Origin of the sequence: Streptomyces sp. NPDC048718 (assembly GCF_043198875.1) — a bacterium.
Classification (GTDB): domain Bacteria; phylum Actinomycetota; class Actinomycetes; order Streptomycetales; family Streptomycetaceae; genus Streptomyces.
Genome location: NZ_JBICVG010000021.1, coordinates 51,447 through 77,825 on the forward strand (window position 1 = coordinate 51,447; position 26,379 = coordinate 77,825).

Sequence of the window (26,379 nt, forward strand, 5' to 3'; positions counted from 1 at the left end):
GACCTGGGCGACATGACCGTCACCGGGGAGAAGAGGGTCGTCGCCTGGACGACAGCCGAGGAACTCGCCTCCGCCGTGCTGGACGCGGCGGAGGCGTTGGGCAGGGAACATCCTCTCCCCGCGGCGGATCCGGTCGCGGGCGACCTGGAAGCCGCTCTCGCCGGCTTCCGCCCCCTCGTCCCGGAGAAGAAGAGGGTAGGAACGGCCGACGGCGGGACGGCGGGTGCGCGGGGCGGCTCAGACGCCCCGCTGCCGGACCGCCGAGCCGTTCCGTTCCTTGACGACCTCCAGCTGCGCGTGGACCCGGCGGCGCAGGTCGGCGACATGGCTGACGATGCCGACACTGCGGTCGCGTTCCCGCAGGGAGTCGAGGACATCGAGGACCTCGTCGAGACTCTGGTCGTCGAGGCTGCCGAAGCCCTCGTCGATGAAGAGGGTGTCGAGCCGGACCCCGCCGGCCTCGTCGGTGACGACATCGGCGAGGCCGAGGGCGAGAGCGAGGGAGGCGAAGAAGGTCTCACCGCCGGAGAGGGTCGCGGTGTCGCGTTCGGCGCCGGTCCAGGCGTCGACCACGTGCAAACCGAGCCCGGCGCGCCGGCCGCCGCTGCGGGCGTCGGAGTGGACCAGGGTGTAGCGACCGGCGGACATCCGCCGCAGCCGGGCGGTGGCGGCGGCCGCGACCTGTTCGAGGCGGGCGGCGAGCACGTACGACTCCAGGCGCATCCGGCGCTCGTTCTCCGCCGAGGTGCCGGCGGTGAGGGTGGCGAGCCGGGCCACCCGTTCGTACTCCTCGCGCAGCGGTCCGAGGCGGCGGACCTCGGTGTCGGCGTCCCGGGACAGCCGGGACAGCGCGGTCTCCCGCTCGCGTGCGGCGGCGAGAGCGGTGGCGGCCTCGCGCAGGGCGCGTTCGGCGGCGGTGTACGCGGCCCCGGCGGCGGCCGGGTCGGCGGGCGGCAGCGCGGCGGCGGCAGCGGTCGCGGGTTCGGCGAGCCGGTCGGCGACGGCGGCGGCCTCGGCCCGCCAGGCGTCGACGCGCTGCTGGAGGGTGCGCCGGACGGACTCGTCGAGCAGCGCCCCGGCGGCCTGGGCGGGGGTGTCGAACCCGGCCTTGAACGCGGCGTGGGCCAGCCGGTCGTCGGCTTCCTTCAGGCCCCGGGCGGTGGTCTCGGCGGCCCGCACCGCCCCGGCCGCCTCGGCCAGCCGGGCGACCCACCGTTCCAGGAGCGCGGCCTGGGCGGCGACGCTGCCGGACCGGCCCCGGGTGCGATCCAACTCCTCGGCCAGGGCGGCCTGTTCGCGCTCCAGGGCCTCACGGCGGGAGGTCCGGGCGGCGGCCCGCCGCTCGGCCTCGCGCTGGGCTGCGGAGCGCTGCTCGTACTCGTACTCCGCCCGGGCCAGGGCCTCCCGTACGGCATGGGTACGGGAGGCGATGGCATGGGCCTCCCCGTGCGCCCGCGCCAGTGCGTCCGCCTCGCGCGCGAGAACGGCGACGGACGGGTCCCCGGAGGTGGTGTCCCCGGACGCGGGGCCGTCGGATACGGCATCGGCGGCGCCGGCCGGGCCGGTGCCCGCCCGGGCCTGCTCGCGCGCGGCCTCCCACGCCTCCGTCGTGGCGGCGACGGCCGTCTCGGCCCGCGTACGGAACTCGTCGGCGCGGGTGTACGCGGCCTGGGCGGCGTCCTCGGCGGCGCGGTCGACCTGGCCGGCGGTGGCGCGGGCCGGTTCGGGGTGGTCCGGGGAGCCGCAGACCTGGCAGGGCGCGCCGGGGACGAGGGCGGCGGCGAGCTCGGCCGCGATGCCGCGCAGTCGGCGGGCCTTGACGTCGAGCCAGTGTTCATGGGCCTCGTTGCGCCGCTCGCGGGCCCCGGTCAGACGCTCGCGTGCGACGGCGAGTTCGGCGGCCAGATCGTCGCGGCGGCGGGCGGCGGCGAGCCGATGGCGCGCGGGCTGAAGCCGGCCGGCGAGCTGTTCGGCGCGGGCGGCGGCTTCCTGGGCGGCCTCGACGTCCTGCCGGAGCGCGGCGCGGCGCGGCTCCCAGCCGGCCAGCCAGCCGGCGTCGTCCTCGGCGGACTCCTCCGCGGCGCGGGCCTCCCGGTCGAGGGCGGCGCGCTCGGCGGTGATCTCGTCGTACCGGCGCTCGGTACGGCGGGCGGACTCCAGGCCGGCGAGCCGGGCGCGCAGGCGCTGTTCGGCGGCGGTGAGCTGTTCGGCTCCGGCGTCGGCGAGCGCGGCGGGCGTCAGCAGGCCGGGAGCGTGGTCGGGGGCGGGACCGGCGGGCGGCAGCGGGCCGGAAGCCTGGTCCAAGCTGTGGTCAGGGGTGTGACCGACGGCCTGGCCGGTGTCGGCCGCGAGCCCGACGAGCCGGGCCCTGGCCTGGTCGCGGGCCTCGGCGGCGGTGCGGTGGGCGCGCTCGGCGTGCTCGCGCAGGGCCAGTGCCGGGGCGACCCGTTCGGCGTCCCGGGAACGGTCCAGGGTGGTCTGCCACTGGTCGCGCTGGGGGCGGCGGGCGGCGAGCTCGGCCTGGCGGCGCAGGGCCTCGGCGTGCCGTGCCTGCCGGTCGGCGTGGGTGCGGGCGGCGTCGAGGGCGGTACGGGCGGCGTCCTGGCGTCCTTCGGCGGCGGCGAGCCGCAGCCGGGCGATGTCGAGGGCCTCACGGGCCTCGCTGCGGGCGAGGGCGGCGCGGGTCTGGACGGCGTCGGCGAGGCCCGGTTCGCCGGGACGCTGCTCGACGGGGGCCGCGCCCGGCGAGGCCGGGCCGGCGGCCTGGGCCATCCGGTGGGCGAGGGCAAGCAGCCGTTCGTCGCCCTCGCCGACCTGGCGGGCGGCACGCTGGCGCAGTTCGGCGAGGCGTTCCTCGACGGCGGCGAAGCGGCGAGTGTCGAAGAGCCGTCCGAGGAGCTTGCCGCGGGCTTCGGCGTCGGCACGCAGGAAGCGGGCGAAGTCGCCCTGCGGCAGCAGGACCACCTGGCAGAACTGGTCCCGGCTCATGCCGAGCAGCGTGCCGATCTCCTCGCCGATCTCCTGGTGGGAGCGGCTGAGCGCCCGCCACTCGCCCGCCCGCGCGTCGTACTCCCGCAGCCACGACTGGGCCTTCTCGGGGGTGAACCCGGTGCCGCGCTTCTTGGGGCGCGGCTGGGCGGGGCGGCGGGTGATCTCCAGGCGCCGCTCGCCCACGGTGAGTTCGAGGAGGACCTCGGTGGGGGTGCCGGCCTCGGCGTGGTCGCTGCGCAGGCTGGTGCCGGGGCTCTGGCGGGCGCCGGGGACGGCTCCGTACAACGCGAAGCAGACCGCGTCGAGGACGGAGGTCTTGCCCGCGCCGGTGGGTCCGTGCAGGAGGAAGAGCCCGGCCGACGACAGGGCGTCGAAATCGACTTCCTGGGCGGTGGCGAACGGCCCGAACGCGGTGACCCGCAGACGGTGGAGTCTCATCGGCCGGCCTCCCGCTCGGCGGTGTCCACGCGGACGTCGTCGAAGGCGGCGGTCAGGACGGCGCGCTCGGCCTCGTCGGGTCCGGAGCCGCCGCGGACGTGGGCCACGAAGTCCTCCGCGATCTGCTGGTCACTGCGGTCGCGCAGCCGGTCGGCGTAGGAGACGAGCGGGTCGTCGTCGGTGCGGTCGGGGTCGAAGACCAGATGGAGGGTGTGCGGGAAGCGGGCGGTGAGCCGGGCCATCGGGTCGGCGGGCCGTACGGGGTCGGTGAGGGTCGCTTCCAGCCAGGCGTCCTCGTGCCGGGTCAGGGCGGGGTCGGCGAGCAGGTCGTCGAGCCGGCCGCGGACGCGGGCGAGCGGCCGGGGCACGGGGCAGTCGATCCGTTCGGCGTCGTCGATCGTGCCGTCGGCGCCGAGGTCGATCAGCCACATGGTCTTGCGGTGGGCGGTCTCGGAGAAGGAGTACGCGAGCGGGGAGCCGGAGTAGCGGATCCCCGGCGCGAGGGTCTGGCTGCCGTGCAGATGGCCGAGGGCCACGTAGTCGACGCCGTCGAAGACCCCGGCGGGCACGGCGGCGACACCGCCGACGGTGATGTCGCGTTCGCTGTCGCTCGGCTCGCCGCCGGCGACGAAGGCGTGTGCGAGGACGACGGAACGGGTGCCGGCGGGGCGGGCCGCGAGATCGGCGCGCACCCGGTCCATGGCGGCGGCGAGCACGGCCTCGTGACCGGCCCGGGCGGCGCCCAGCTGGGCGCGGACCAGGGCGGGTTCGAGGTAGGGCAGACCGTAGAAGGCGACGTCGCCATGGCGGTCGGCGAGGACGACGGGGGTGCCGGCGCCCGCCGGGTCGGTGCGCAGATGGATGCCGGCGCGGTCGAGGAGTCCGGCGCCGACGCCGAGCCGGCGGGCCGAGTCGTGGTTGCCGGAGATCATCACCGTGGGCACCCCGGCGTCGGCGAGCCGGTGCAGGGCGGTGTCGAAGAGTTCGACGGCGGCGAGCGGCGGCACCGCCCGGTCGTAGACGTCACCGGCGACCAGGACGGCGTCCACCTCGCGCTCCCGCACGGTCGCCACCAGGTGGTCGAGGAACGCGGCCTGGGCATCGAGCAGGGCGACCCGGTGGAACGAGCGCCCCAGGTGCCAGTCCGACGTGTGCAGAATCCTCATGACGGGCGAGCCTAGCGGTGGGGTACGACAACGCCCGCCGCGAAGCCGTTCACCGAGGCGGCCGCGCGGCCGTCCTGGGCCCCGGCCGCCCTGTGATCCGGCTCACGAATCGGATCGGGAGCCAGGTCGGGGGCCAGGTCGGAAGCCGGCTCAGGCATCCCCGTACGCCTCGCCGCCCAGTTCGAGGGTGGCCTCGCCGGCGGTCGCGTCGGCGAGCCAGGCGGTGAACTGTGGCACGTCCGCGTCGGGCAGCCCGATCTCCAGGGTGACCTCGGCCCCGTACGCGACCCCGATCACCTGCCGGCCGGTGGACCGCAGATCGTTCTCCAGCTTGCCGGCGCGCTGGTGGTCGACGGTGACGGTGGCGAGCCGGTAACGGCGGCGGGTGACGGTGCCGAGCGCGTCCAGGGCCTCGCCGACGACTCCGCCGTAGGCCCGGATGAGGCCGCCCGCGCCCAGCTTCACCCCGCCGTAGTAGCGGGTGACGACAGCGGCGACGTACCGCATCTCGCGCCGCGTCAGCATCTGGAGCATCGGCACTCCGGCGGTGCCGCCGGGCTCGCCGTCGTCCGACGCCTTCTGTACGGAGGCGTCGGCGCCGATGACGTACGCGAAGCAGTTGTGGGTGGCCGTCGGGTGCTCGCGGCGGATCCGGGCGACGAACGCCTGCGCCTCCTCCTCGGAGGCGACGGGCGCCAGCGCGCAGATGAAGCGCGAACGGTTGATCTCGGTCTCGTGGACGCCCTCGGCGGCGAGCGTGCGGTACTGCTCCTGCATTCCGCCAGCCTATGCGCCCCGGCCGGCGGATCCCGCCGCCGGTGGGGCGCCGGGCTCCGGGAGCGGCGGGAATGACCGAGGGTCACGGAGTGTTCACCTGGGCGACCGGTGGTTTCACCGGGTGTCACCGCGGCAGGGAAGGCAGCGTCACATGAGCGTGGAGAGCGGGAGCGCCAAGGCCGAGGCGGAGGCCGTCCGCAGGATCCTCACCGAGAGCGGGGACACCTGGGCGGTCGTGGGGCTTTCCGACAACCCCGCGCGGGCCGCGTACGGGGTGGCGAAGGTCCTCCAGCGGTTCGGGAAGCGGATCGTCCCGGTGCACCCGAAGGCGGAGACGGTCCACGGGGAGCGGGGGTACGCGTCGCTGGCGGACATCCCGTTCCCGGTGGACGTCGTCGACGTCTTCGTGAACAGCGACCTGGCGGGCGGGATCGCGGACGAGGCCGTGGCGATCGGCGCGAAGGCGGTCTGGTTCCAGCTCGGTGTGATCGACACGGAGGCGTACGCGCGGACGCGGAAGGCGGGCCTGGAGATGGTCATGGACCACTGCCCCGCCATCGAGATCCCGAAGCTCGGCTGACCGGCCACCGGGGCCCGGCGCCCGGGCCCGGGCGAGGGAGCGCGTGGGGCACAGCGGGTACGGGGTACGCGCGCGGCGCGGCCGTACGGTCGGTTCCGCGTACGGGCGGCCCGGCGGCGTACGGGCGGTTCAGCGTACGGGCGGGAGCGAGACGGCCAGGGTCATCTCGGCCGGCTCCGTCCCATCGTTGCGATAGGCGTGCGGCGCGTTGCCCGCGAAGGCGGCGGAGGTACCGGCCGGCACGGTGCGCTCCTCGCCGTCGACGACGAGGGTGAGCGTCCCGGCCGTGACGTGGAGGAGTTCGGCGGTGCCCTCGGGGTGGGGGTCCGAGGCGCTGCCGTCGCCCGGCATCAGGGTCCAGTGCCACAGCTCCAGTGGGCCGCGGGCCTCGGTGCCGACGAGCAGGGTGCCGGCGCTTCCGGCGTCGGTGGACCACATCCGCACGGCCTGGTCCGGCGGGGCGAGACGGACCCGGGGGCCCTGCTCGTGGTCCAGCAGGGTGGTGATCGGGACGCCGAGCGCGTCGGCCAGCTTGACGGTGGTGCCGACGCTGGGGTTGGTGCGGGCCTGCTCGATCTGGATGATCATGCCGCGGCTGACCCCGGCCCGGGCGGCGAGGGTGTCCAGGGTGAAGCCCCGGTCGTTGCGCCAGCGCCGGAGGTTGCGGGCGAGCGACTGGGTGAGCTGGTCGAGGTCCGACACGTTCCGTCCCCTACGGTGGATGACCGGGTCCAACAGACTGCACTACGGTGCGGTGCACCGGATTGTGCACCGCACTGTACTGGGCGGGCCCCCGGCGCCGGGCCGGCCCGCGCCGGGCCACCCCGGCCGGCCGCCTTGGCCCGACCACGCCCGCCACCGCCCGGGCGTCACTCCCCCGCCGCCGTTCCTCCGCTGCCGGCCGTCGGTCGCCGGCCGACCGCCGTCAGCTCTCCAGTTCGGCCAGGGACGTGAGCTCCTCGGGCTCGAGCCCGGCGAGCGCCGCCAGCTGCTCCGCGGTCATTCCGGCCGGAATGGGCCGGGGCGCGGGGGTGCGCAGCGGTGGCTGCCAGCCCTTCTCCGGGTCGTAGGAGCGGACGACCTTCGCGGGCGCGCCCGCGACCACCGCGTGGTCGGGGACCTCGCCTCGGACGACCGCCCCGGCGGCCACCACGACGTTCCGCCCGATCCGGGCACCGGGCAGGATGACCGCACCGGTGCCGAGCCAGCAGCCGGGGCCTATGACGACCGGTTCCGAGCGGGGCCACTGCCGGCCGATGGGGACGTCGGGGTCGTCGTAACTGTGGTTGGTCGAGGTGATGTAGACGTACGGCCCGCAGTAGGTGTCCGAGCCGATGGTGATGGGCGCCTCGGCGATGACATGGCTGCCCCGGCCGAGGACGACACCGTCGCCGAGGGTCAGCAGGGTGTCCGTGCCGAGGTCGAGGTCGGGCAGCATGCCGGCGGTCAGGGTGACCTGCTCGGCGATGATGCAGCAGGCGCCCATCTCGATCCAGCGCTCGCCGAAGACGGTGCCCTGTGGGAAGGCGAGCCGGGTACCCTCGCCGATCCGGCGGAAATTCAGCCGCCCGGGCTGCTCGGCGGTGACGGCGCCCGCCTGCTGGACCCAGCGCCAACCCCCTTGCAGGGCGCGGGCGACGGCACGGCGTCGCCAGGCGGTCAAAGACGAGAACGTGTTTCTGTTCCGGGGCACCCGGACACCGTAGTCGGCGGGATCGGCGCTGATCACCGGGGTGCCCTGTGATGTCCGTCATGGGTGGGGCCAGGGTCCGCAGGACATGCCCTAAGGTGCGCGGGCACGAGGCGCGAGGCGCGCCCCGCGGCACGGTTTCAGGAACGACTTCGGATTCAGACTTCAGATGGCAGGAGCGAACGATGGCGGACAGGTCAGGGGCGTTGATCAAGGGTGTGGGCGGCAAGGAGCCGCGGATCGATCCGACGGCCTTCACGGCGCCGACCTCGGTGGTACTCGGCGAGGTCTCGCTCGGGGCGCGCGCCGGGATCTGGTACCACGCGGTGCTGCGCGCGGACTGCGGTCCGATCGAGATCGGCGAGGACTCCAATGTGCAGGACAACTGCACCGTTCATGTGGATCCGGGTTTTCCCGTACGGGTCGGCGCGCGGGTGACGATCGGTCACAACGCGACCGTGCACGGCTGTGTCGTCGAGGACGACGTGCTGATCGGCATGGGGGCCACGGTCCTGAACGGAGCCCGGATCGGGGCCGGTTCGCTGGTGGCGGCGCAGGCGCTGGTCCCGCAGGGGATGGAGGTGCCGCCGGGGTCGCTGGTCGCGGGGGTTCCGGCGAAGGTGCGCCGTCCGCTGACGGAGGAGGAGCGGGCCGGGATCCGGCTCAACGCCGAGATGTATCTGCACCTCGCCAAGGTCCACGGCGAGGCCTTCGCCGGCGAGTAGGGACCCGGGGGCACTGACCGGAAGGCCGGGACGGTACGGAGAGGGGCCCCGGGCTCGTGCCCGGGGCCCCTCTTCGAGGTTTCGTGCCGTTCTCGCCGGATCGGCGGGTCAGTTGCCGGCGGTTTCGGCGGCCGGGCCGCCGCCCGTCCCGCCATTCCCGCCGGCCTCCGCCGCCGTCCGCGCGGAGGCCTCGGCGGCGGCCTTCTTGGCCCGGTTCTTCAGGATGAGCAGCGAGCCGAGGCCGATGAGGACCGCGAGCACCAGTCCCAGCCAGGAGAAGCGCTTGAGCCACGCCTCGGCGACGACGCCCACCGTGTAGATGACGGCCGTGGTGCCGCCCGCCCACAGCACGCCGCCGAAGACGTTGGCGATCAGGAACTTCCAGTAGGGCATGCGCAGCACGCCCGCCAGCGGCCCGGCGAAGATCCTCAGCAGGGCGACGAAGCGGCCGAAGAAGACCGCCCACATGCCCCACTTCTCGAAGGAGCGCTCGGCGAGGCCGACATTGGCCTCGCTGAAGTGTTTCGGGAACTTCTTGCCCAGCTTGGTGAGCAGGGGCCGGCCGCCCTTGCGGCCGATGGCGTAGCCGATCGAGTCGCCGACGACGGCACCGACGGTGGCGCAGGCACCGAGGACGTACGGGTTGATGTGGCCGTGCTGGGAGGCCAGCAGGGCCGAACTGACGAGGACGATCTCGCCGGGCAGCGGGATGCCCAGGCTCTCCAGCCCGATCACCAGCCCGACCAGCGCGTAGACGGCGACCGCGGGGATCGTCTCCAGCCATTCCTGGACGTGCACGCGCGTTCCTCTCCCGTGGGCGCGACCGACTCGGGCAGCCTACCCGGTCAGGGTGTACGCACGACGGCCCGCGCTCGCAGGACCAGGTCGCGGGCGGACGCCCCGACCGCGACCTGGCGCGCTCCGGTGCCCAGCGTCCAGCGGTGGCGGACCTCGTCCCAGGAGGAAAGGGTGCGGGCGGCGAGCGGGACGGTGATCCTGCGCCGCTCGCCGGGGGCCAGCCGGAGCCGCTGGTAGCCGGCGAGCAGCCGGCGCGGCTGGTCGATGCCGAGGCCGGCGAGGTCCGGTGACGGCCCGACGTACACCTGGGGGACGTCGGTCCCGGCCCGGGTCCCGGTGTTGACGACGGTGAAGGAGACGCGCAGCCCGCCGGGCTCGGGCGCGGGGGCGACGGCCAGGCCCTCGTAGCGGAAGGTGGTGTACGACAGGCCGTGGCCGAAGGGGAAGAGCGGGGTGACGTCCTCGGCGTCGTACCAGCGGTATCCGACATGGACGCCCTCGCCGTACCGTTCGACGCCGTCCCTACCGGGGTAGCGGGCGGGGTCGCCGGCGGTGGGGTGGGCGTCGTCGGAGCGCGGGAAGGTCTGGGTGAGCCGGCCGCCGGGGTCGGCGTCGCCGAAGAGCACGGCGGCGGTGGCGGGGCCGCCTTCCTGGCCCGGGTAGTACATCTGGAGCACCGCCGCGGTGTCCGCGAGCCAGGGCATGGTGACGGCGGAGGAGGTGTTGAGGACCACGGTGGTCCGGGGGTTGGCGGCGGTCACCGCCTCGATCAGGGCCTCCTGACGGCCGGGCAGGGCGAGCCCGGTGCGGTCGCGGCCCTCGGTGGCGTCCTCGTAGGCGAAGAGGACGACGCTGTGGGCGGCGCGGGCGGCGGCGGTCGCCTCGGCGAGGTCGGCGGCGCGGGTGACCGGGTCGGCCGCGCGCAGCCGGAAGAGCTGTCCGTCGGTGCCGCCGTCGGCGGTGACGGTGAGGTGGTGGGTGCCGGCGGCGAGCCGGCGTTCGGCGCGGCGCAGGCCGAGGCCGTCGGCGGCGTTGCCGCCGAGGCCGCCGTTGAAGAACTCTCCGACGCCCTCCCGGGTGGGGAAGAGTTCGCTGCCGTCGAGGGTCACGGTGGGGCGGGTGCCGGAGTAGTGGACGAAGAAGCTCCAGTCGCCGTCCGCCGTGGTGGTGAGGGTGCCCTCGTAGTGGTGGGTCCCGCCGGCGGCGACCCGGACGGCGTCGAGATCGGGGGCGGGCCGGAAGCCGGCGCCGGTGGCGGTCAGGGGTTTGCCGTAGGGGTCCTCCCCGAGGGCGTACGTGATGGTCGCGCCGTCGCCGGCGCGGGCGCGCAGGGCGTCGAGCGGACTGACGGCGGTATCCGGGACGACATGGGCGCTGCCGCCGCCGCTGACGAACGGCACCCGGCCGGTGGGGCCGATGACGGCGAGGGAACGGGCGGCGGGGCCGGTGAGCGGGAGCGCCCGGTTCTCGTTGCGCAGCAGGGTGGCACCGGCGAGGGCCACGCGCAGCGCGAGCCGGGCCCCGGCGGCGGCGTCGCGAGCGGGGCGGGTGGTGGCGGTGGCGATCCGGGTCCCGGCCCCGGTGGCCGTCGCGTTCGCGGCCTCGGCCTCGGTCCCGGCCTCGGTCTCGGTCTCGGTCCGGGTTTCGGTCTCGGCCTCGGTCCCGGTCTCGGTCTCGGTCTCGGTCTCGGTCCGGGTTTCGGTCTCGGCCTCGGTCCCGGCCTCGGTTTCGGCGGCGCCGGGGGCGAGGCCACCGCCGTCCCGCTCCGGGTCGAGTGCGCCGAAGCGTTCGCATACGGTCAGCAGCCGGCGTACCGCGGTGTCGACGTCCGCCTCGTCGACCCGCCCCTCGCGGACGGCGTCCGCGAGCGAGGCGCCGAAGTGCTCGCCGCCCGGCATCTCCAGGTCGCAGCCGGCGGTGAGCGCGCCGGCGGTGTGGACGGCTTCCCAGTCGCTCGTCACCCAGCCGTCGAATCCCCACCGGCCGCGCAGCAGGTCGGTGAGGAGCGCCCGGTTCTCGGTGGCGTGGACCCCGTCGACCTTGTTGTACGCGGCCATGACGGAGCCGGCGCCGGCGGCGACGGCGGCCTCGAAGCCGCGCAGTTCGGTCTCGTGCAGGGTCTGCTCGCCGACCCGGACGTCGACCGTCGTCCGGTCGCGCTCCTGGTTGTTGAGGGCGAGGTGCTTGACGGTGGCGATCAGACCCTCGGCCTGGATGCCGCGGATCTCCTCGGCGACCAGGTCGGCGCAGAGCAGCGGGTCCTCGGAGAAGGTCTCGAAGTTCCGGCCGCCGTACGGGGTGCGGATGAGGTTGACCATGGGCGCGAGGAGCACGTCCTGGCCGAGGGCGCGGCCCTCGCGCCCGAGGACCCGCCCGTACGCGCGGGCGAGGCCGGGATCGAAGGCGGCGGCGAGCATCACGGGCGCGGGCAGGGCGGTGGCGTGCGCGTGGACCCGGATCCCGGCGGGGCCGTCGGCGAGCCGGAGGGGCGGGATGCCGAGGCGGGGGACGCCGGGCACGTAACCGGCCTGGCCGAGGTTCTCGGGGTCGGTGGCGCCGTGCAGCAGCGCGGTCTTCTCGTCGAGGGTGAGGCGGGCGAGGAGTTCGGCGACGCGTTCGCTCGCCCGGGTTCTCGCGGGCAGGTCGCCGGGGCCCCGGGGGCGGGCGGCGGCCGGGGCCGCGCCGGCCGGAGCGGGAGCGGAAGCGGCGGTCAGGGCCGCCGCGCCCGCGAGGGTGCGCAGCAGCCGGCGCCGGGGGATCCGGCGGGACGCGGCGGGCCGGTCCCCCGGGGACGGCTCCGGCTGCTGTGGGGCGGGGGCATGGGACACGGCGGCGCTCCTTCGGACCGGCACGATGCCTGCGATCGCACGTCGACCGCACTATGCGTGACGATTCATCCGTTTTCGCGCCGCCGTGCCGGGCGCGGCCCCGTCCGGGCCGCCACCCAGGCGGACGGCCACCCAGCCGAGCCACGAGGCCCGGTGGGCGGGAGCCCGGTGGGTGCGGGCCTTGGGGGTACGGGCCTTGGGGGTACGGGCCTTGGGGGTACGGTCGCCCGCCGGGCCCCGTACCTCACACCCCGCACCCGCCCCCGCGTCCGGTGTCCCCGTCAGGAACCCGCCCCCCGTATCCCCGTCAGGCGTTCGGGCGCAGGGTCCACAGGACGGTCATCTCGCCGGTGACGGCGCCATCCTCGCGCGTGATGTCGATCCGCACCGGGAACTCGGGGCGCTGCCCCGCGTCGAGCTCGGCGACGACCTCGGCGGCCGGGCGGCCCAGCGTCGCGGTGGCGGTGACGACGCCCATGGCGAGCTTCTTGTACGCGATCTCGGCCTTGACGGCGAGCGGCACCGCGCGCTTCAGCTGGTCGCCGAAGGCGGCCAGGACGATGGCCCCGCTCGCGGACTCGGCGAGGGTGAACATGGCGCCGGCGTGCGGGCCGCCCACGTGGTTGTGGTAGGCGGCCTGGTCCGGCAGGCGGACCACGGCGCGCTCGGCGGTGGTCTCCAGGAACTCGAGGTCGAGGGTCTTGGCCATCGGCACCGTGGCGGCGAGCATCTCGCCGACGGACATCTGTTCTGCGCTCATGGGCCGTGATGTTACCCACGAGTAGTCAATCGGGGCCATACCTCGCCAGGGGCGGCCGTAGCCCGCCTCCCGCCGGGCATCTATCGTTACTGGCCATGTGGCCAGGACAGCAGCCGCCCGGGGGCGAGCAGAACCCGCAGGACCAGAGTCAGAACCCGTACGCGCAGCCGGGGCCGCAGCCCGGCTACGGTGCGCCGAACCAGCAGCCGGGCCAGCAGCCGGGCCCGTACCAGCAGCCGGCCCAGCCGGGCGGTTACGGCCAGCCGAACCCGTACCAGCAGCCGGGACCGCAGCCCGGCTACGGCCAGCCCGGTGGTTACGGGCAGCCTGGTGGCTACGACCAGCAGAACCCGTACCAGCAGCCGACCATGCCGGCCGGCCAGTACGCGGTGCCCGCCCCGGCCCAGTTCGGCGGCGGCGACGGCAGCGGCGGCAATGGCGGTGGCGGCAAGAAGAAGCAGACCACCGTGGTGGCGATCGTCGCCGCCGTGGCGGTGCTCGCGGCGGCGGGCGTGGCCGGCTATCTGGTCCTCGGCAAGGGCGACGACAAGAAGAACCAGGCCGACGACCCCAAGGCGCCACAGACCGCCTCCGCGCAGCCCTCCTCCCCGGCGTCCCCGTCGCTGGACAACCCCCGTTCCGGGGCGTCCGTCCAGCCGACGATCCCCGGCTGGAAGGTCGTCTACAACCCCAAGCACGGCACGCTGTTCGACGTCCCGCCGGAGTGGGAGGTCTCCAAGCCCGGCGTGGTCACCTTCTTCGAGGACGAGGAGAAAGGCGACGGCTCCCCCGTCGTCACCATGTCCTCGCCCGCGCACCTCAAGAGCAACTGGTGCACGTACGACACCAACAAGGACGGCACCGAGGAGACCTGGGGGCTCAGCACCGCCGGCACCAAGGGCGGCCAGGGCGCCAAGAACACCGACGAGGCCGCGTACAACGAGGCCGGCAACTGGGTGTGGGCCGGCTACGCCCAGCACATGCCCAAGGGCACCATCAAGATCACCAAGGCCGAGCCGTACACCACCGCGTCCGGCCTCCAGGGCAGCATGGCCACCGCTGTCGCCCCCGGCATCAAGAAGCGCAACAAGTGCGAGTCGGACGGCAAGTCCCTCGCCTTCTCCTTCAAGAACGCCAAGGGCGACTACTCCTCCTTCGTGATCTACGCCGCCAAGGGCGTGAACGAGGAGCTGCCCGACGCCACGATCAAGAAGATCCTCTCCACCGTGCGACTGGCTCCGGGCACCCCGCAGTCGTGATCCGTTCCCGCAGACCCGACTGGGCCGGCCGGAACTATCTGCTGCTGACCGCCGCCGCGATCGTCACCAACCTCGGCACCCACGGTGCCCTGATCGCGGCGGCGTTCGCCGTCATCCAGTCCGGCGGTGACGGCGGTGACGTGGGCCTGGTGGCGATGGCCCGCACCCTGCCCCTGGTGCTCTTCCTGCTCGTCGGCGGCGCGATCGCCGACCGGGTGCCCCGGCACCGGGTGATGGTCGCCGCCAACGCGCTCAACTTCGTCTCGCAGGCCGTCTTCGCCGTGCTCGTGCTCACCGACGAGGCCCGGCTGTGGCACATGATGCTGCTGACCGCGCTGTGCGGCACCGGGCAGGCGTTCTTCAGCCCGGCCGCCGAGGGCATGCTGATGTCCAGCGTCAGCGGCGAGCAGGTCAGCCGTGCCTTCGCGCTCTTCCGGATGGCCATGCACGGCGCCGGAATCGGCGGGGCGGCGCTCGGCGGCGCGCTGATCGCGGCGTTCGGGCCGGGCTGGGTGCTGGCCATCGACGCGGCGGCGTTCGCGGTGGCGGGCGGACTGCGCGCCTTCCTCGACGTCCGGCACATCCCCGCCCGCGCGCCGGGCGGCGGACTGCTCGCCGATCTGCGCGAGGGCTGGGACGAGTTCATCGGCCGCCCCTGGCTGTGGGCGATCGTCGCCCAGTTCTCGGTGGTGGTCGCGCTGATCGGCGCGGCCGAGTCGGTGTACGGGCCGCTGGTCGCCCGCGACCACCTGGGCGGCGCCCGGCCCTGGGGCCTCGCGCTCGCCGCGTTCGGGGTCGGCACCCTGTGCGGCGCGTTCCTGATGGCCCGGTGGAAGCCGCGCCGGATGCTGTTCGTGGGCACCCTGTGCGTCTTCCCGATCGCGCTGCCCTCGGCGGCGCTCGCGGTGCCGCTCGACGTGCTCGGACTGTCCGTCGCGATGTTCGTCAGCGGGGTCGCGATCGAGGTGTTCGGCGTCTCCTGGATGACGGCGATGCACCAGGAGATCCCCGAGGAGAAGCTGTCCCGGGTCTCCGCCTACGACTGGTTCGGCTCGACGGCGATGCTGCCGCTGTCCACGGCGCTGGCCGGCCCCGCCGAGCAGGTGTTCGGCCGGAGCACCGCGCTGTGGGGCTCCGTGACGATCATCGTCGTGGTCACCGCCCTGGTGCTGCTCGTGCCGGACGTACGGAACCTGACGCGCCGTCCCGCGACGACGAAGACGGTGACGGGCTCGGACGGCGAGGCGGTGCGGAGCGAGGAGACGCGGAGCGAGGAGACGCCGGCCCAGCGGTCGTGACCGCCGAGCGCCGAGCGCCTGGGGCAGCGACCGGACGGGTACGGGGCCGAGGACGAGGCGGGGTACGGGGCCGAGAACGGCCCGGCACCCGCGCGAGGTCCCGTGGCGGCGTGTGATCAGCCGATGCCGAAGGAACCGTCCGGCGGTACGGGCGACGGCACCGCCTCCGTGTCCCGTACCGGCCGGGCGGTGCCGGTGAAGCGGGCCAGCGGCTCGCCCCATTCCACTCGGGCAGGGAAGGGATCGGCGGCGGTACGGCGGGCCAGGCCCGCGATGTCGACCGGCCGGTCGGAGGCGACGAGCACGACGTTGCCGAAGCGCCGTCCGCGCAGCACCGCCGGTTCGGCGATCAGCGCCAGTTCGGGGAAGACGGCCGCGAAGGTGGCGAGCTGCGCGCGGAGGAAGGCGAATGGGGCGCCGTCCGCGAGGTTCGCCGCGTAGGTGCCGCCCGGCCGGAGCACCCGCCCGGCCTGCTCCGCGTACTCCAGCGAGGTGAGGTGCGCCGGGACCCGGGAGCCGCCGAAGACATCGGCGATCAGCAGATCCGCCGAAGCGTCGGGCGCGGCCTCCAGCCACTGGCGGGCGTCGGCGGCGTGGACCTCGATCCCGGATCCGGCGGGCAGCGGCAGACACTCGGCGACGAGCGCGAGCAGTCCCCGGTCGGCCTCGGCCACGTGCTGCCGGGAGCCGGGCCGGGTGGCCGCGAGGTACCGGGGCAGGGTGAGCGCCCCGCCGCCCAGGTGGACGACGTCGAGCGGGACGCCCGGCGCGGCGGCGTGATCCGCGACATGGGCGAGCCGCTGCGCGTACTCGAACTCCAGGTGGGCCGGGTCGTCGAGGTCGACGTACGACTGGGGCGCGCCGTCGACCGTGAGCAGCCAGCCCCGCTCGGTGTCCACGTCGGGCATGAGCCGGGCGGTGCCCCAGTCGACGTCACGGATGACGGGAATCTGCTCGTTCACGCGTTCATTGTGCCGGGGCCGCGCCCCGCTCCCGTCGGCGGTACCGCCCCGGCCGACGGCTCGCCCCCCGGTTGCGGTGCCGCCCTGGCCGAGGTTCCGATCCCGTCGCCGGTCCCGCCGGTAGTGTCGTCCTCGCCGGCGGCGGACTCCGGCCGGGCGGTACCGCCGCCGCGACGCCTTCGCGCGCGGCCCGGCCCCGCCTGGTCCGACCGGCCAGGGCCCTGCCTCAGCCCGCCCAGACCGCCGCGACCGCCTTCGCGTGGGCGGCGGCCTGAGCGCGTCCGGCGCGGGCCGCCGGGACCCGGCGGGCCGGGTCGATCGCGCCCCGGCCCAGGGCCCGCTTCGACTCGGCGTCCGGGGTGACGACCTCGACCCGGGCACCCGCCGCGGCGAGTTCGGCGCCCTGTCGGGCCGGGGACACGATCGCCTTGTTGCCGGCCGCGCTGGGCGCGATGATCACGACCCGCTCGTAGCCCGCGGCGAGCTGGGCGTTGGCGGTGGAGTGGATCCCGCCGTCGATCCACCGGCGCCCGGCGAGTTCGACGACCGGCCAGACGCCGGGGATGGCGCAGCTGGCGGTGACGGCGTCGAGAAGCGGGACCTCCGCGAACGGTCCGGAGCCGTGGCCGGAGTCGCGGCCGGCGCCAGGCCCATGTCCATGACCGAAGCCGCGGCCGTCGAAGGCGGCGAGTTCGCCGCTCTCGGCGTCGACGGCGGTGACGAGCAGCCGCCGGTCCGGCCAGTCGAGGTCCCGGCCGATCCGGCCGGCGACGACCTCCCGGCGGGCGGCGGGCAAAACGGTCCCGGTGGCCGCGGCGAGCCGGCCGAGCCGCCGCCCGTACTCCTCGGGAGTACGCGAACGCAGCACGGCCAGCGTGTACTTGATGATCGCCCCGGCGCCGAGCCGGCCGGGCAGTTCTCCGGTGGGCACGGTGAGCTGGCTCTCGTAGAGTTCGTCGAGCGGATACTTCCCGGAGGCCACCTGGGCCCCCACGACGGCGCCCGCCGAACTGCCGACGATCAGATCGGCGGTCGTGAGGTCGGTCCCCGCCTCGGCGAGCCCCCACAGAATCCCGATCTCCCACCCCGCGCCGGACATTCCGCCCGCGCCGAGTACCAGTGCCGTACGCCCCGTCGTCTTGTCCATGAACCGAGTGTGCCGGACCGGCCGGGACCCGCACCGACCGGGGGCGGGAATACGACACTCACGCCAACTCGCATGCTTTCAAAGGTTCTTCATGGCCTCGCGCATCGAGAGCGGGGACAGCCGGGAGGACTGCTCCGCGACGAAGGCACGCACGGCTTCCGGGTCCGTCTTGGCGTACTCCCGCAGGCTCCAGCCGATCGCCTTGCGGATGAAGAAGTCGGGGTGACCGGAGCGGAGCAGACAGTAGGAGAAGAGCCGGCCGGTGTCGGTGGCGTCCTTGAAACGGAGCTGGTGGAGCAGAGCGGTGCGGACGATCCAGCGGTCGTCGTCGGCGATCCACTCGTCCATGCGGGCGGCGAGGGCGGGATCGGCGGTGACGAGGGCGCCGACGACATGCGCGGCGAGCAGATCGACGGTGTCCCACCAGGGGACGGTGGTGATCAGGGTGCGGGCGACCGGGAGGAAGGCCGAGGAACAGCGCCCGGCGTGACGGCGCAGATAGTCGACGGCGAAGTAGTGGTACTCGCGCTCGGGCAGGGCGAAGCAGCGCAGCGCGACGGCCGTGCAGTCGGCCTCGGCGGGGGCGGGCAGACCGGCCAGGACGGTACGGGACAGAGCCCGTCGTTCCGGGCTGCGCAGACCGAGGAAGGGGGCCACGTCCTTCATGTACGCGGCCATCTCCCCCGCCCGGACGGGATCGCCCGCGGCCGGGTAGACGTCGGTGAGCCGGGCGAGCACGGTGTCGGCGAGGGCGCTGCCGGGAGCGTCGGGGGTGACGGGAGCGTCGGGGGTGACGGGGGTGTCCGGGGCGGTGCTGTCGGGGACGGCGGGCGTCATGGGGTCACTGTAGGGCGGGCCGTCCGTAAGGGACCGTCGTACGCGACCGCCGCACCCGGCCTCCGTGCCCGACCGTCGTACGGATCCGCACTCGGCCTCCGCACCCGGCCGCCTCCCCCTGGACTTCCGTACTCGACCGCCGCACCCGGCCTCCGTCCCCACCCTCCTCGCGATGGCGAGAGCACGCACGGATGCGGCGATCACGCCCGGGTGTCGGTTACGCTCCCCGCGTGCTTCTGTCGCCCAAGGCCCGGCTGGTGTTTCTGGCCGTGATTCTGCTGTCCGCGGGACTGTCGGTGCTGCTCTTCGAGCCGCAGCGGCTGCTCGCGTCGGGCTGGCCGCCGCAACTGAGCGGGGCCGGTGCCGTCGTCGTGTTCGGTCTGGCGTACGGCGTGTGCACGGCGGCGCTCGTCCCCCGGCCGATCCTCAACCTGGCGGCGGGGGCGCTCTTCGGCGGCCTGGCCGGCTTCTCGGGGGCGCTGGCCGGCACGGTCCTCGGCGCGGGTCTGTCCTTCGCGCTCGGCCGTGCGCTCGGCCAGGAGGCGCTGCGCCCCTACGTCCGGGGCCGCTGGCTGAAGGCGGCGGACGGGCAGCTGAGCCGGCACGGCTTCCGCTCGATGCTGGCGATCCGGCTGTTCCCGGGGATGCCGTTCGCGGTGGCCAACTACGCGGCCTCGGTGTCCCGGATGCGCTACGCGCACTTCCTTCTGGCGACCGGTCTCGGCTCGGTCCCGAATACCGCCGCCTACGCGGTCGCGGGCAGCGAGGCCACCTCGCCCACCTCCCCCGCGTTCCTGGCCTCGGCCGGGTTCATCGTCCTGTCGGGGGCGGGCGCGGCGGTGGTGGGCTGGCGCAAGCGGCACCATCTGCGGGACGCGGCCGGGGAGCCCGCCGGGAACGCGGACCCCGAGGTGGCGAACACCGCCGACGCACGCGAGAGCGTGCCCGCCTGAGCACAGGCCACCCCGGGCCCCGCCCGGCGCCGCCCCGTGCGGCCACCTCGTGTCCACGCCCCCGTCACCTTCCAGCGGTACGCTGCGCTCCCCTCGCCCGCCACACACGCATATCCGGGACGGCCCTGCCCCCATGAGTTGGTTCGAATCATTCATCCTCGGACTCGTCCAGGGGCTCACGGAGTTCCTCCCGATCTCCTCGAGCGCGCACCTGCGGCTCACCGCGGCGTTCTCCGGCTGGGAGGACCCCGGCGCCGCGTTCACCGCGATCACCCAGATCGGCACCGAGGCCGCCGTCCTGCTCTACTTCCGCAAGGACATCGCGCGGATCGTCTCCGCCTGGTTCCGCTCGCTGTTCGACCGGTCGATGCGCGGCGACCACGACGCCAAGATGGGCTGGCTGGTCATCGTCGGCTCCATCCCGATCGGTGTGCTCGGCGTGACGCTGAAGGACCAGATCGAGGGCCCGTTCCGTGATCTGCGGATCACCGCCACGACCCTCATCGTCATGGGCATCGTGCTGGGCGTCGCCGACCGGCTCGCGGCCCGTCAGGAGGCCGGCGGCCGGCACCGCGCCGCGCGCGAGCGCAAGACGCTGAGGGAACTGGGCGTCCGCGACGGTCTGATCTACGGCTTCTGCCAGGCCATGGCGCTGATCCCCGGTGTCTCCCGGTCCGGCGCGACCATCTCCGGCGGCCTGTTCATGGGGTACACCCGCGAGGCCGCCGCCCGTTACTCCTTCCTCCTCGCCATCCCCGCGGTGCTCGCCTCCGGCGTGTTCGAGCTGAAGGACGCGGCCGAGAGCGGCCATGTGTCGTGGGGCCCCACGCTGTTCGCCACGGTCATCGCCTTCGTCGTCGGCTACGCGGTCATCGCGTGGTTCATGAAGTTCATCACCACGAAGTCCTTCATGCCGTTCGTGATCTACCGGATCCTGCTCGGCGTCCTGCTGCTGATCCTGGTGGGCGTGGGAGTGCTCAGCCCGCACGCGGGCGAGTCGGCCGGCTGACCGCTCGGCCCTTTCCGGTGCACGCCCCGGCCCATGAATCCGGTGCCACCGGAACGACACGTTCACCCTGAAGACGATGTCCCGGCAGGGCGTGAAGGCACCGCCCGCGGCGATCCGCGACGCCCCCACCCCTCCTCTCGACGGACGCGGCGACGCCCCTGCATCGAGGGACGGCGCTCGCTGCGGTCGATTCGAGACAGGAATCCGAGACCACGCCAAGGTCACGTCGACGGGTCGTATGGTGAAGCCGCGAACCTCTCACGTCCCAGCCGAGCCATGACTCAAAGGGGTGACACGAGCCTCGTGGATACGATGACGTTCCACCATGACGACTCTCGCACCGTGAGACCGCCGCAAGGCAGAGCTTCGCCTTCCGCGAAGGACGCTCCGCCCGGGTCCCTCACCGCGGTCCGGGAAGATCTTTCCTATCTGCTCTATGACGAAGACCAGCGTGAGCGAGTGCATTCCGGCTGGCGCGCCATGATTTCCCGCGAGATTTTTCGCCATCGGCCAGAGCTGACTCCCGCCGAGCGAATATCCCTGGCGTACGACCGACTCCGGGTCGTCAACGAAGTGACGGACGACGCGGTGGAGCTGGCGCGTGATCCGCAGAGGCTGGCCAGCCTCCACGAGTGGGCCGGGATCTCGGACGGCCGCCTGGGTTCCCTGATCAGCATTCACTACAACCTCTTCCTCGGCAGTCTGCTCGATCACGACAGCGGAGCGGACCGGGATCTCTCCGACTTCGCGTCGATGCGGCGCATCGGTACCTTTCTGTGTACGGAGATCGCCCACGGCAACGATGTCGCGGCCCTGGAGACCACAGCCGAACTCGACCCCGTGACCGGTGGGTTCGTCCTGCACACCCCGCACCCCGGCGCCCAGAAGTTCATGCCCAACACCAGCATGGTGGGAGGGGCGAAGAGCGGTGTGGTCGCGGCGCGTCTCCTCGTGGACGGCCAGGACGAGGGCGTGTTCCTCTTCCTTGTCCCGCTGAGCGACGAGAAGGGCCCGCTACCGGGGGTGCGCGTCCTTCGGATGCCGGATCGCACGGGCGGCCCGGTCGACCACAGCATCACCGGCTTCGATCACGTGCGCCTTCCCCCGGACGCCCTGTTACAGGCCGACCACGGCCGTCTGGACCGTGACGGAAGACTCACCAGCAACCTCGGCAGCCGGCGCAAGCGTTTCCTGCGGTCCATCGGCCGGGTCACCCAGGGCAAACTCTGTATGAGCGCCTGTGGGGTGGGGGTGTCACGCGCGGCGCTGGACATCGCGGTCCGCTATGCCCATCACCGTGACATCAGCGGCCCGCGGGCCGCTGAACGCGTCCCCCTGGCCGCCCACCGCAGCCACCACGGCAATCTGCTCCGGTCCCTGGCCACGAACTACGCCATGACCTTTCTGCACCGGTCGGTCGTCGCGGAGTGGAAGCACCACACCCCGGACACGACAGCGCGGGCCGAACGCACCGCGGCCATCGCCAAGGCGTGGATCACCTGGCAGGCGCGGGAGATCACCCTGGAATGCCGTGAACGGTGCGGGGCCCAAGGGCTCTTCCCGCTGAACGGCCTCGCCGAGTACCCGATGGAACTCGAAGGCACCATCACGGCCGAGGGGGACAACCTGGTCATCTGGCTCAAGGCCGCCGCCGAGATGATCCTCGGGCATCAAGTGGACCGCGGCACGCCGAGCGGCCGGGTGACGGCCCAGGAGTCCCTCACCGACCTGGCGTACCTGCGCTCACTCCTCGCCGACCTCGAGGCGATCTGGCAGCAGCGGGCCAGGACCGCCCTGCGGCAGGGGCCTTCGAAGAACTCCCTGGGCCGCTGGAACAGAGCGTCCCCCGCTGCCCTGGAGATGGTCTCCGCGCACGCGCGCCTCCTCGCCGCCGACGCGTTCATCGCCGCCGCCGGCAAGGCGGCCACGCCTCAGGGGCGGAACCTTCTCGAACTCCTGTGCCGCCTCTTCCTTGTGCAAGAGCTCAACCGGCACACCGGCGACCTGCTCGCGGCCGGCCGGATGCATGGGGACCATGTCCTCGCGCTGCCGGACACCCTCGAGGAGACCGTGGCGGCGCTGGCACCTCACATGCTGACTTTCGTCGACGCCTTCGACCTGCCGTCACAGCACCTGTCCGCGATCCCCATCGCCAACAGCGACTACGCACAGCGCTTCGACGCTCTGATCCGTTCGACGGCCGAGGAGAGCCCCGAAGCGTGACCCGTCGGGCCGCGACGCACCGCAAGGTGACCCGGCGGAGAGTTCGGGGAGGGAATTCGCCTGACGTGGGCGCCCTGTCCGGGACGCGACGTCATGTCCGCATGACGCGTGAAGAGGAACCGTCCGCGTCGCCATGGACGTCGAGGCGGGCAGCTCACAGCTACACCTGACCAGTTGGACGGAGGGCCGATCATGACCGCATGCCCGTACACCCTGGATGCCGCGGGACGGGATCTCGCCGGTGAAGTCGCACGGCTGCGTACCCAGGGAGCGGCTGTCGAAGTACTCATGCCCGGAGGGATCCCCGCCTGGGCCGTCATCAAGCGCGAGTACGCCAAACGCCTGCTCACCGACCCCAGGGTCTCAAGGTCGGCCCGCCGGCACTGGCCGGAGTTCGTCGCGGGACGGGTCCCGCAGGACTGGCCGCTGTACCCATGGGTCGCGGTGGAGAGCATGTTCCAGGCGTACGGTGACGAGCACGCCAGGCTGCGCAAGCTCGTCGCGGGCGCGTTCACCACACGGCGCACCGAGGCGCTGCGGCCTCGCGTCGAGGAGATCACCAGGCAGCTCGTCGACGAGCTCGCCGCCCTGCCGGCCGGCCACGAGGTCGACATCCGTGAGGCCATCGGGGAGCGACTTCCCATGCTGGTGGTCTGCGAGCTGTTCGGGGTCTCCGAGTCGAGCAGGAACGCGCTGTGCGGGGCGATGAAGACAGCCTTCAGCACCCTCGTGACGCCCGAACAGGCCACGGCGGCCCAGCTGGTGATCCGTCGGCTGCTGACCGAGCTGGTGGCCGCCAGACGCGCGGAGCCGGGAGACGACCTGACCTCCGCCCTGCTGACGGCGCGGGACCAGGGAGACGGGCTCAGCGAACAGGAGCTCATCGGGACCCTGCACCTCATGATCTCGGCGGGGCAGCACACGACCTGCGCCTTGCTCACCAACGCCATCGCCGAGCTGCTCCACCACCCTGATCAGCTCGGTCATGTCCAGGCCGGCCGGGCCGACTGGCAGGACGTGATCGCGGAGGTCATGAGCGGCCCGCGCAGCCCCGGAGGGTTCTCGCCCCTGCGCTTCGCGGTGGACGACATCCAGCTGGAAGACGTCCTGATCAAGAAGGGTGACGCGATCCTTGTGGGCTTCTTCGGCGAGATGGAGGACCAGGGCGGGGAAGCCACGTTCGACGTACTGCGCGGCGGCAGGGAGCATCTGGGCTTCGGGCACGGAGTCCACTTCTGCATCGGAGCACCCTTGGCCCGGATGGAGACGGAGATCGCTCTCCGGCAGCTGTTCGCACGTTTCCCCGACATGGCGCCGGCACACACGGCCGGAGAGCTGGAGCCCATGGCGACCTTCATCCTCAATAGTTACAGCTCCCTGCCCGTACGGCTGAGCGGACGCGGCTGAAGGGCGACCGATCACGGCGCGGCCCCTGGCGGGTCCGGCGGTGCCTCGGGGTTCCACCGCCGGACCGCCGGGCATACGACGAATCCTTCATGGCCGGCATATGCCGACCCCGTCGCACCGGAACACCGGCATATGCCCCGCGGCCGAGTGCCGGGGGCAGGTTCGATCCCGTCCCCGCACGCCCCTTGGCCCCACGGTGCCCGCAGGCCGACACTGAGCCGATGACGCAGCGCGTGGATCTCGCCGCCGTAATGGCCCGGCTCGCCGTGGACGACCTGGTCACCGGCTACGCGATGGCCGTGGACGACGCCGACTGGGGTGCGTACCGGGCCCTGTTCGTACCGGGCGGGCGGGCCGACTACCGCTCCTCGGGCGGGATCGAGGGTCCGGTAGACGAGGTCGCCCACTGGCTCGCGGAGTCGATGCGGCTGTTCCCCGTACGCCAGCACCTCATCCTCAACCGCCGGATCGTCCTGGCGGACCCGGCGGGCCATCCGGACGGCGCGGCGAGCGTCCGGGCCGACTACCTCAATCCGATGCGGTTCGCGTCCGGCGCGGAGTACATGTCGGGTGGGCGGTACGCCTTCACCGCGCTCCGCGTGGACGAGAACTGGCGGCTGGGTTCGGTCGTCGTCGAGGAGAAGTGGCGCCGGGTGTGAGGCGTCCCGGCGCACGGCCCCTCGCGCACCCGGCCCCTACCCCCGTCCATGCCCTCGCCCTCACCCTCGCCCTCAGCGCCTTCGGGTCCGGATCCGGTCCGGGCGCCGTGCTCCGCCTGCCCCGCCGCCGGTTCCGTTCCGCGCGCCACCCCGCCCGGGAGACCGACCGCGCGCACACTGGAGACGACTCCTGGAGGCGCGGCATGCGAACAGCGTTCGCGGCCAAGTCCCGGGCCAGGCCCACGCGCGGGGGCCGGTGGGCCGGGACCGGCCGGTCCCTGCTCGCGCTTGTCCTCGGCGCCCTGCCCGTGTTCGCCTTCCCCACCCCCGGCCTGTGGTGGTGGGCGTATGTGTCCCTCGTACCGCTCCTGCTGCTGATCCGCACGGCGCCGACCGCGCGCCGGGCCGGCTTCGACGGCTGGTGCGGCGGCGCCGGCTTCATGCTGGCCGTCCACCACTGGCTGCTGTCGAGCCTGCATGTCTTCCTGTTCGTCCTCGCCGCGCTGTTCGGGCTGTTGTGGCTGCCGTGGGGCCGGCTGGTGCGGACGGCGCTTCGCGGGATGCCGACCCCGGCGCGGGCCTGCGCCGCGCTCGTCCTCGTCCCCTCCGGCTGGCTGATGATCGAACTCGTCCGCTCCTGGCAGGCGCTCGGCGGCCCGTGGGGGCTGCTGGGGGCGAGTCAGTGGCAGGTTCCGCCCGCGCTGCGGCTGGCCTCGGCCGGCGGGGTCTGGCTGCTGAGCCTGCTGGTGGTGGCGGCGAACACGGCCGTGGCGCTGCTCGTCATCGCGCTCGCACGGGCCCGCAGGTCCCCGCGGGCCCGCCGTACCGCGCTCGCCGGAGCCGCCGGAGTCCTCGACTGCGTCCTCCTCCTGGCGCTCGCCCCCTGGCTGTTCCCCGCACCGCACACCTCCGGCAGCGTCCGGATCGGGGTCGTCCAGCCGGGCGTGTTCGACGGGCCCGGCGGTGCCACACGGCGCTTCGACCGGGGCGAGCGGCTGACCCGGACACTGGCCGGGAAGCGCCTCGACCTCGTGGTGTGGGGCGAGAGCAGCGTCGGCACGGACCTGCGGTCCCGGCCGGACCTCGCGGCCCGGCTCGCCGCGCTCGTCCGGGAGGTCGGCGCGCCCGTCCTGGTGAACGTGGACGCGCACCGCTCCGACCGGCCCGGCATCTACAAGAGCGCGGTCCTGATCGGCGCGGACGGGCCGACGGGGCAGCGCTACGACAAGATGCGGCTGGTCCCGTTCGGCGAGTACATCCCGCTGCGGTCGCTGCTCGGCTGGGCCACCTCGGTGGGCAAGGCGGCGGCGGTGAACCGCCGGCGCGGCACCACGCCGGTGGTGATGACCCTGCCACCGGTGCCCGGCGGTACGGGCATGCCCGGCCTGCGGATCGGCCCGCTGATCTGTTTCGAGACGGCCTTTCCCGACATGAGCCGGCATCTGGCCGACATGGGCGCGCAGGTGATCGTCGCGCAGTCGGCCACGTCCACCTTCCAGAACACCTGGGCCCCGGCGCAGCACGCCTCGCTCGGCGCGCTGCGGGCGGCGGAGACAGGGCGGCCGATGGTGCACGCGACACTGACCGGGATCAGTGCCGCGTACGCCCCCGACGGGCGGCGCACCGGCCCGGTGCTCGGCACCGACCTCAGCACCACGGCGGTCTACACACTGCCGCTCTCCCGGACCCGGACGCCGTACGACCGGCTGGGGCCGTGGCCGGTGTACGCGGCGGCCTTGGCGCTGGCCGTGGCGGCGGGCGCGGTGGTCTCGGCGCGGCTCGGGGCCGCCCGGCGGGCGAGGTCCGAACCCGGCCAGGACGCGCCGGAGAACCCCTAGCGTCCGGACCGGAGAGGCTCCGACGCGGAGGAAA

The 26,379-nt window shown here is 73.8% G+C and carries 21 protein-coding genes; 10 read left to right on the top strand and 11 right to left on the bottom strand.

The features are described 5' to 3' along the window. Window positions 1-237: 237 nt before the first annotated feature. The 3 genes from ACGFRB_RS30360 to ACGFRB_RS30370 all read right to left on the bottom strand — a co-directional run bounded on the left by ACGFRB_RS30360 (window position 238) and on the right by ACGFRB_RS30370 (window position 5,372). Window positions 238-3,429, bottom strand: a complete 3,192-nt coding sequence (locus ACGFRB_RS30360; RefSeq protein WP_393247612.1) for an AAA family ATPase — start codon at window positions 3,427-3,429, stop codon at window positions 238-240. Continuing rightward, complete coding sequence (locus tag ACGFRB_RS30365) at window positions 3,426-4,595, bottom strand: exonuclease SbcCD subunit D (protein WP_393247614.1); 1,170 nt, start codon at window positions 4,593-4,595, stop codon at window positions 3,426-3,428. Before ACGFRB_RS30365 ends, ACGFRB_RS30360 begins: the two co-directional genes overlap by 4 nt. A 150-nt stretch (window positions 4,596-4,745) precedes the next feature. Next, entirely contained in the window at window positions 4,746-5,372 is a 627-nt protein-coding gene (locus tag ACGFRB_RS30370; protein ID WP_393247616.1) for a YigZ family protein, read from the bottom strand. Between the two features lie 151 nt (window positions 5,373-5,523). Here ACGFRB_RS30370 and ACGFRB_RS30375 point away from each other — a divergent pair, with 151 nt between their 5' ends. Then, complete coding sequence (locus ACGFRB_RS30375) at window positions 5,524-5,952, top strand: CoA-binding protein (protein ID WP_363007741.1); 429 nt, start codon at window positions 5,524-5,526, stop codon at window positions 5,950-5,952. A 129-nt stretch (window positions 5,953-6,081) separates the two neighbouring features. Here ACGFRB_RS30375 and ACGFRB_RS30380 read toward each other — a convergent pair whose 3' ends face one another. Together ACGFRB_RS30380 and ACGFRB_RS30385 are read right to left on the bottom strand one after the other, a co-directional pair. Next, a complete protein-coding gene (locus ACGFRB_RS30380) occupies window positions 6,082-6,654 on the bottom strand; it encodes a helix-turn-helix domain-containing protein (protein ID WP_393247618.1) in 573 nt (190 codons plus the stop codon). Window positions 6,655-6,877: 223 nt separating this feature from the next. Continuing rightward, window positions 6,878-7,645 carry an acyltransferase gene (locus ACGFRB_RS30385; protein ID WP_363007737.1) on the bottom strand — a complete coding sequence of 256 codons (768 nt, stop codon included), beginning with the start codon at window positions 7,643-7,645 and terminating at the stop codon, window positions 6,878-6,880. Window positions 7,646-7,827: 182 nt separating this feature from the next. On the opposite strand from ACGFRB_RS30385, the gene ACGFRB_RS30390 reads away from it, so the two are divergent. Beyond that, on the top strand, window positions 7,828-8,367 hold the full coding sequence (locus tag ACGFRB_RS30390) for a gamma carbonic anhydrase family protein (RefSeq protein ID WP_393247620.1): 540 nt from the start codon (window positions 7,828-7,830) through the stop codon (window positions 8,365-8,367). A 108-nt stretch (window positions 8,368-8,475) separates the two neighbouring features. Here the strand turns inward: ACGFRB_RS30390 and ACGFRB_RS30395 are convergent, their stop codons facing one another. From ACGFRB_RS30395 to ACGFRB_RS30405, 3 genes are all read right to left on the bottom strand, one after another. Then, the gene (locus tag ACGFRB_RS30395) at window positions 8,476-9,165 is read right to left on the bottom strand and encodes a DedA family protein (protein ID WP_393247622.1); all 690 of its coding nucleotides are present in this window, start codon (window positions 9,163-9,165) and stop codon (window positions 8,476-8,478) included. A gap of 47 nt (window positions 9,166-9,212) precedes the next feature. After that, window positions 9,213-11,993 carry a beta-glucosidase gene (locus ACGFRB_RS30400; RefSeq protein WP_393247624.1) on the bottom strand — a complete coding sequence of 927 codons (2,781 nt, stop codon included), beginning with the start codon at window positions 11,991-11,993 and terminating at the stop codon, window positions 9,213-9,215. Between the two features lie 307 nt (window positions 11,994-12,300). Next, window positions 12,301-12,753 (bottom strand): DUF4442 domain-containing protein, encoded by a 453-nt coding sequence (locus tag ACGFRB_RS30405; RefSeq protein ID WP_361230734.1) that lies wholly within the window; start codon window positions 12,751-12,753, stop codon window positions 12,301-12,303. 95 nt (window positions 12,754-12,848) lie between these two features. Here ACGFRB_RS30405 and ACGFRB_RS30410 point away from each other — a divergent pair, with 95 nt between their 5' ends. Next, window positions 12,849-14,012 (top strand): hypothetical protein, encoded by a 1,164-nt coding sequence (locus tag ACGFRB_RS30410; RefSeq protein ID WP_393247626.1) that lies wholly within the window; start codon window positions 12,849-12,851, stop codon window positions 14,010-14,012. Then, entirely contained in the window at window positions 14,009-15,310 is a 1,302-nt protein-coding gene (locus tag ACGFRB_RS30415) for an MFS transporter (RefSeq protein WP_393247628.1), read from the top strand. Before ACGFRB_RS30410 ends, ACGFRB_RS30415 begins: the two co-directional genes overlap by 4 nt. A gap of 116 nt (window positions 15,311-15,426) precedes the next feature. Here the strand turns inward: ACGFRB_RS30415 and ACGFRB_RS30420 are convergent, their stop codons facing one another. From ACGFRB_RS30420 to ACGFRB_RS30430, 3 genes are all read right to left on the bottom strand, one after another. Next, a complete protein-coding gene (locus tag ACGFRB_RS30420; RefSeq protein WP_393247630.1) occupies window positions 15,427-16,272 on the bottom strand; it encodes a spermidine synthase in 846 nt (281 codons plus the stop codon). A 226-nt stretch (window positions 16,273-16,498) separates the two neighbouring features. Further along, window positions 16,499-17,419, bottom strand: a complete 921-nt coding sequence (locus ACGFRB_RS30425; protein ID WP_393247632.1) for a patatin-like phospholipase family protein — start codon at window positions 17,417-17,419, stop codon at window positions 16,499-16,501. 78 nt (window positions 17,420-17,497) lie between these two features. Further along, the gene (locus tag ACGFRB_RS30430) at window positions 17,498-18,256 is read right to left on the bottom strand and encodes a DNA alkylation repair protein (RefSeq protein WP_393247634.1); all 759 of its coding nucleotides are present in this window, start codon (window positions 18,254-18,256) and stop codon (window positions 17,498-17,500) included. 191 nt (window positions 18,257-18,447) lie between these two features. On the opposite strand from ACGFRB_RS30430, the gene ACGFRB_RS30435 reads away from it, so the two are divergent. From ACGFRB_RS30435 to lnt, 6 genes are all read left to right on the top strand, one after another. Then, on the top strand, window positions 18,448-19,209 hold the full coding sequence (locus ACGFRB_RS30435) for a TVP38/TMEM64 family protein (protein WP_393247636.1): 762 nt from the start codon (window positions 18,448-18,450) through the stop codon (window positions 19,207-19,209). A 133-nt stretch (window positions 19,210-19,342) separates the two neighbouring features. After that, the gene (locus ACGFRB_RS30440) at window positions 19,343-20,218 is read left to right on the top strand and encodes an undecaprenyl-diphosphate phosphatase (protein ID WP_363007719.1); all 876 of its coding nucleotides are present in this window, start codon (window positions 19,343-19,345) and stop codon (window positions 20,216-20,218) included. A 480-nt stretch (window positions 20,219-20,698) separates the two neighbouring features. After that, on the top strand, window positions 20,699-22,441 hold the full coding sequence (locus ACGFRB_RS30445) for an acyl-CoA dehydrogenase (RefSeq protein ID WP_393247638.1): 1,743 nt from the start codon (window positions 20,699-20,701) through the stop codon (window positions 22,439-22,441). A gap of 192 nt (window positions 22,442-22,633) precedes the next feature. Then, entirely contained in the window at window positions 22,634-23,848 is a 1,215-nt protein-coding gene (locus tag ACGFRB_RS30450) for a cytochrome P450 (RefSeq protein ID WP_393247640.1), read from the top strand. Window positions 23,849-24,069: 221 nt separating this feature from the next. Further along, window positions 24,070-24,507: a nuclear transport factor 2 family protein gene (locus ACGFRB_RS30455; RefSeq protein ID WP_393247642.1), complete on the top strand. Its 438-nt coding sequence runs from the start codon at window positions 24,070-24,072 to the stop codon at window positions 24,505-24,507. A 203-nt stretch (window positions 24,508-24,710) separates the two neighbouring features. Continuing rightward, a complete protein-coding gene (gene lnt, locus ACGFRB_RS30460; RefSeq protein ID WP_393247644.1) occupies window positions 24,711-26,345 on the top strand; it encodes an apolipoprotein N-acyltransferase in 1,635 nt (544 codons plus the stop codon). The last annotated feature ends 34 nt before the right edge of the window (window positions 26,346-26,379 follow it).

Bases quoted from the DNA above. Each gene is read 5' to 3' on its own strand.
- ACGFRB_RS30360 (WP_393247612.1), bottom strand. From the start codon at position 3,429: ATGAGACTCCACCGTCTGCGGGTCACCGCGTTCGGGCCGTTCGCCACC.
- ACGFRB_RS30390 (WP_393247620.1), top strand. From the start codon at position 7,828: ATGGCGGACAGGTCAGGGGCGTTGATCAAGGGTGTGGGCGGCAAGGAG.
- ACGFRB_RS30455 (WP_393247642.1), top strand. From the start codon at position 24,070: ATGACGCAGCGCGTGGATCTCGCCGCCGTAATGGCCCGGCTCGCCGTG.
- ACGFRB_RS30450 (WP_393247640.1), top strand. From the start codon at position 22,634: ATGACCGCATGCCCGTACACCCTGGATGCCGCGGGACGGGATCTCGCC.
- lnt (WP_393247644.1), top strand. From the start codon at position 24,711: ATGCGAACAGCGTTCGCGGCCAAGTCCCGGGCCAGGCCCACGCGCGGG.
- ACGFRB_RS30365 (WP_393247614.1), bottom strand. From the start codon at position 4,595: ATGAGGATTCTGCACACGTCGGACTGGCACCTGGGGCGCTCGTTCCAC.
- ACGFRB_RS30405 (WP_361230734.1), bottom strand. From the start codon at position 12,753: ATGAGCGCAGAACAGATGTCCGTCGGCGAGATGCTCGCCGCCACGGTG.
- ACGFRB_RS30435 (WP_393247636.1), top strand. From the start codon at position 18,448: ATGCGGCGATCACGCCCGGGTGTCGGTTACGCTCCCCGCGTGCTTCTG.
- ACGFRB_RS30425 (WP_393247632.1), bottom strand. From the start codon at position 17,419: ATGGACAAGACGACGGGGCGTACGGCACTGGTACTCGGCGCGGGCGGA.
- ACGFRB_RS30430 (WP_393247634.1), bottom strand. From the start codon at position 18,256: ATGACGCCCGCCGTCCCCGACAGCACCGCCCCGGACACCCCCGTCACC.
- ACGFRB_RS30370 (WP_393247616.1), bottom strand. From the start codon at position 5,372: ATGCAGGAGCAGTACCGCACGCTCGCCGCCGAGGGCGTCCACGAGACC.
- ACGFRB_RS30375 (WP_363007741.1), top strand. From the start codon at position 5,524: ATGAGCGTGGAGAGCGGGAGCGCCAAGGCCGAGGCGGAGGCCGTCCGC.
- ACGFRB_RS30410 (WP_393247626.1), top strand. From the start codon at position 12,849: ATGTGGCCAGGACAGCAGCCGCCCGGGGGCGAGCAGAACCCGCAGGAC.
- ACGFRB_RS30445 (WP_393247638.1), top strand. From the start codon at position 20,699: ATGATTTCCCGCGAGATTTTTCGCCATCGGCCAGAGCTGACTCCCGCC.
- ACGFRB_RS30440 (WP_363007719.1), top strand. From the start codon at position 19,343: ATGAGTTGGTTCGAATCATTCATCCTCGGACTCGTCCAGGGGCTCACG.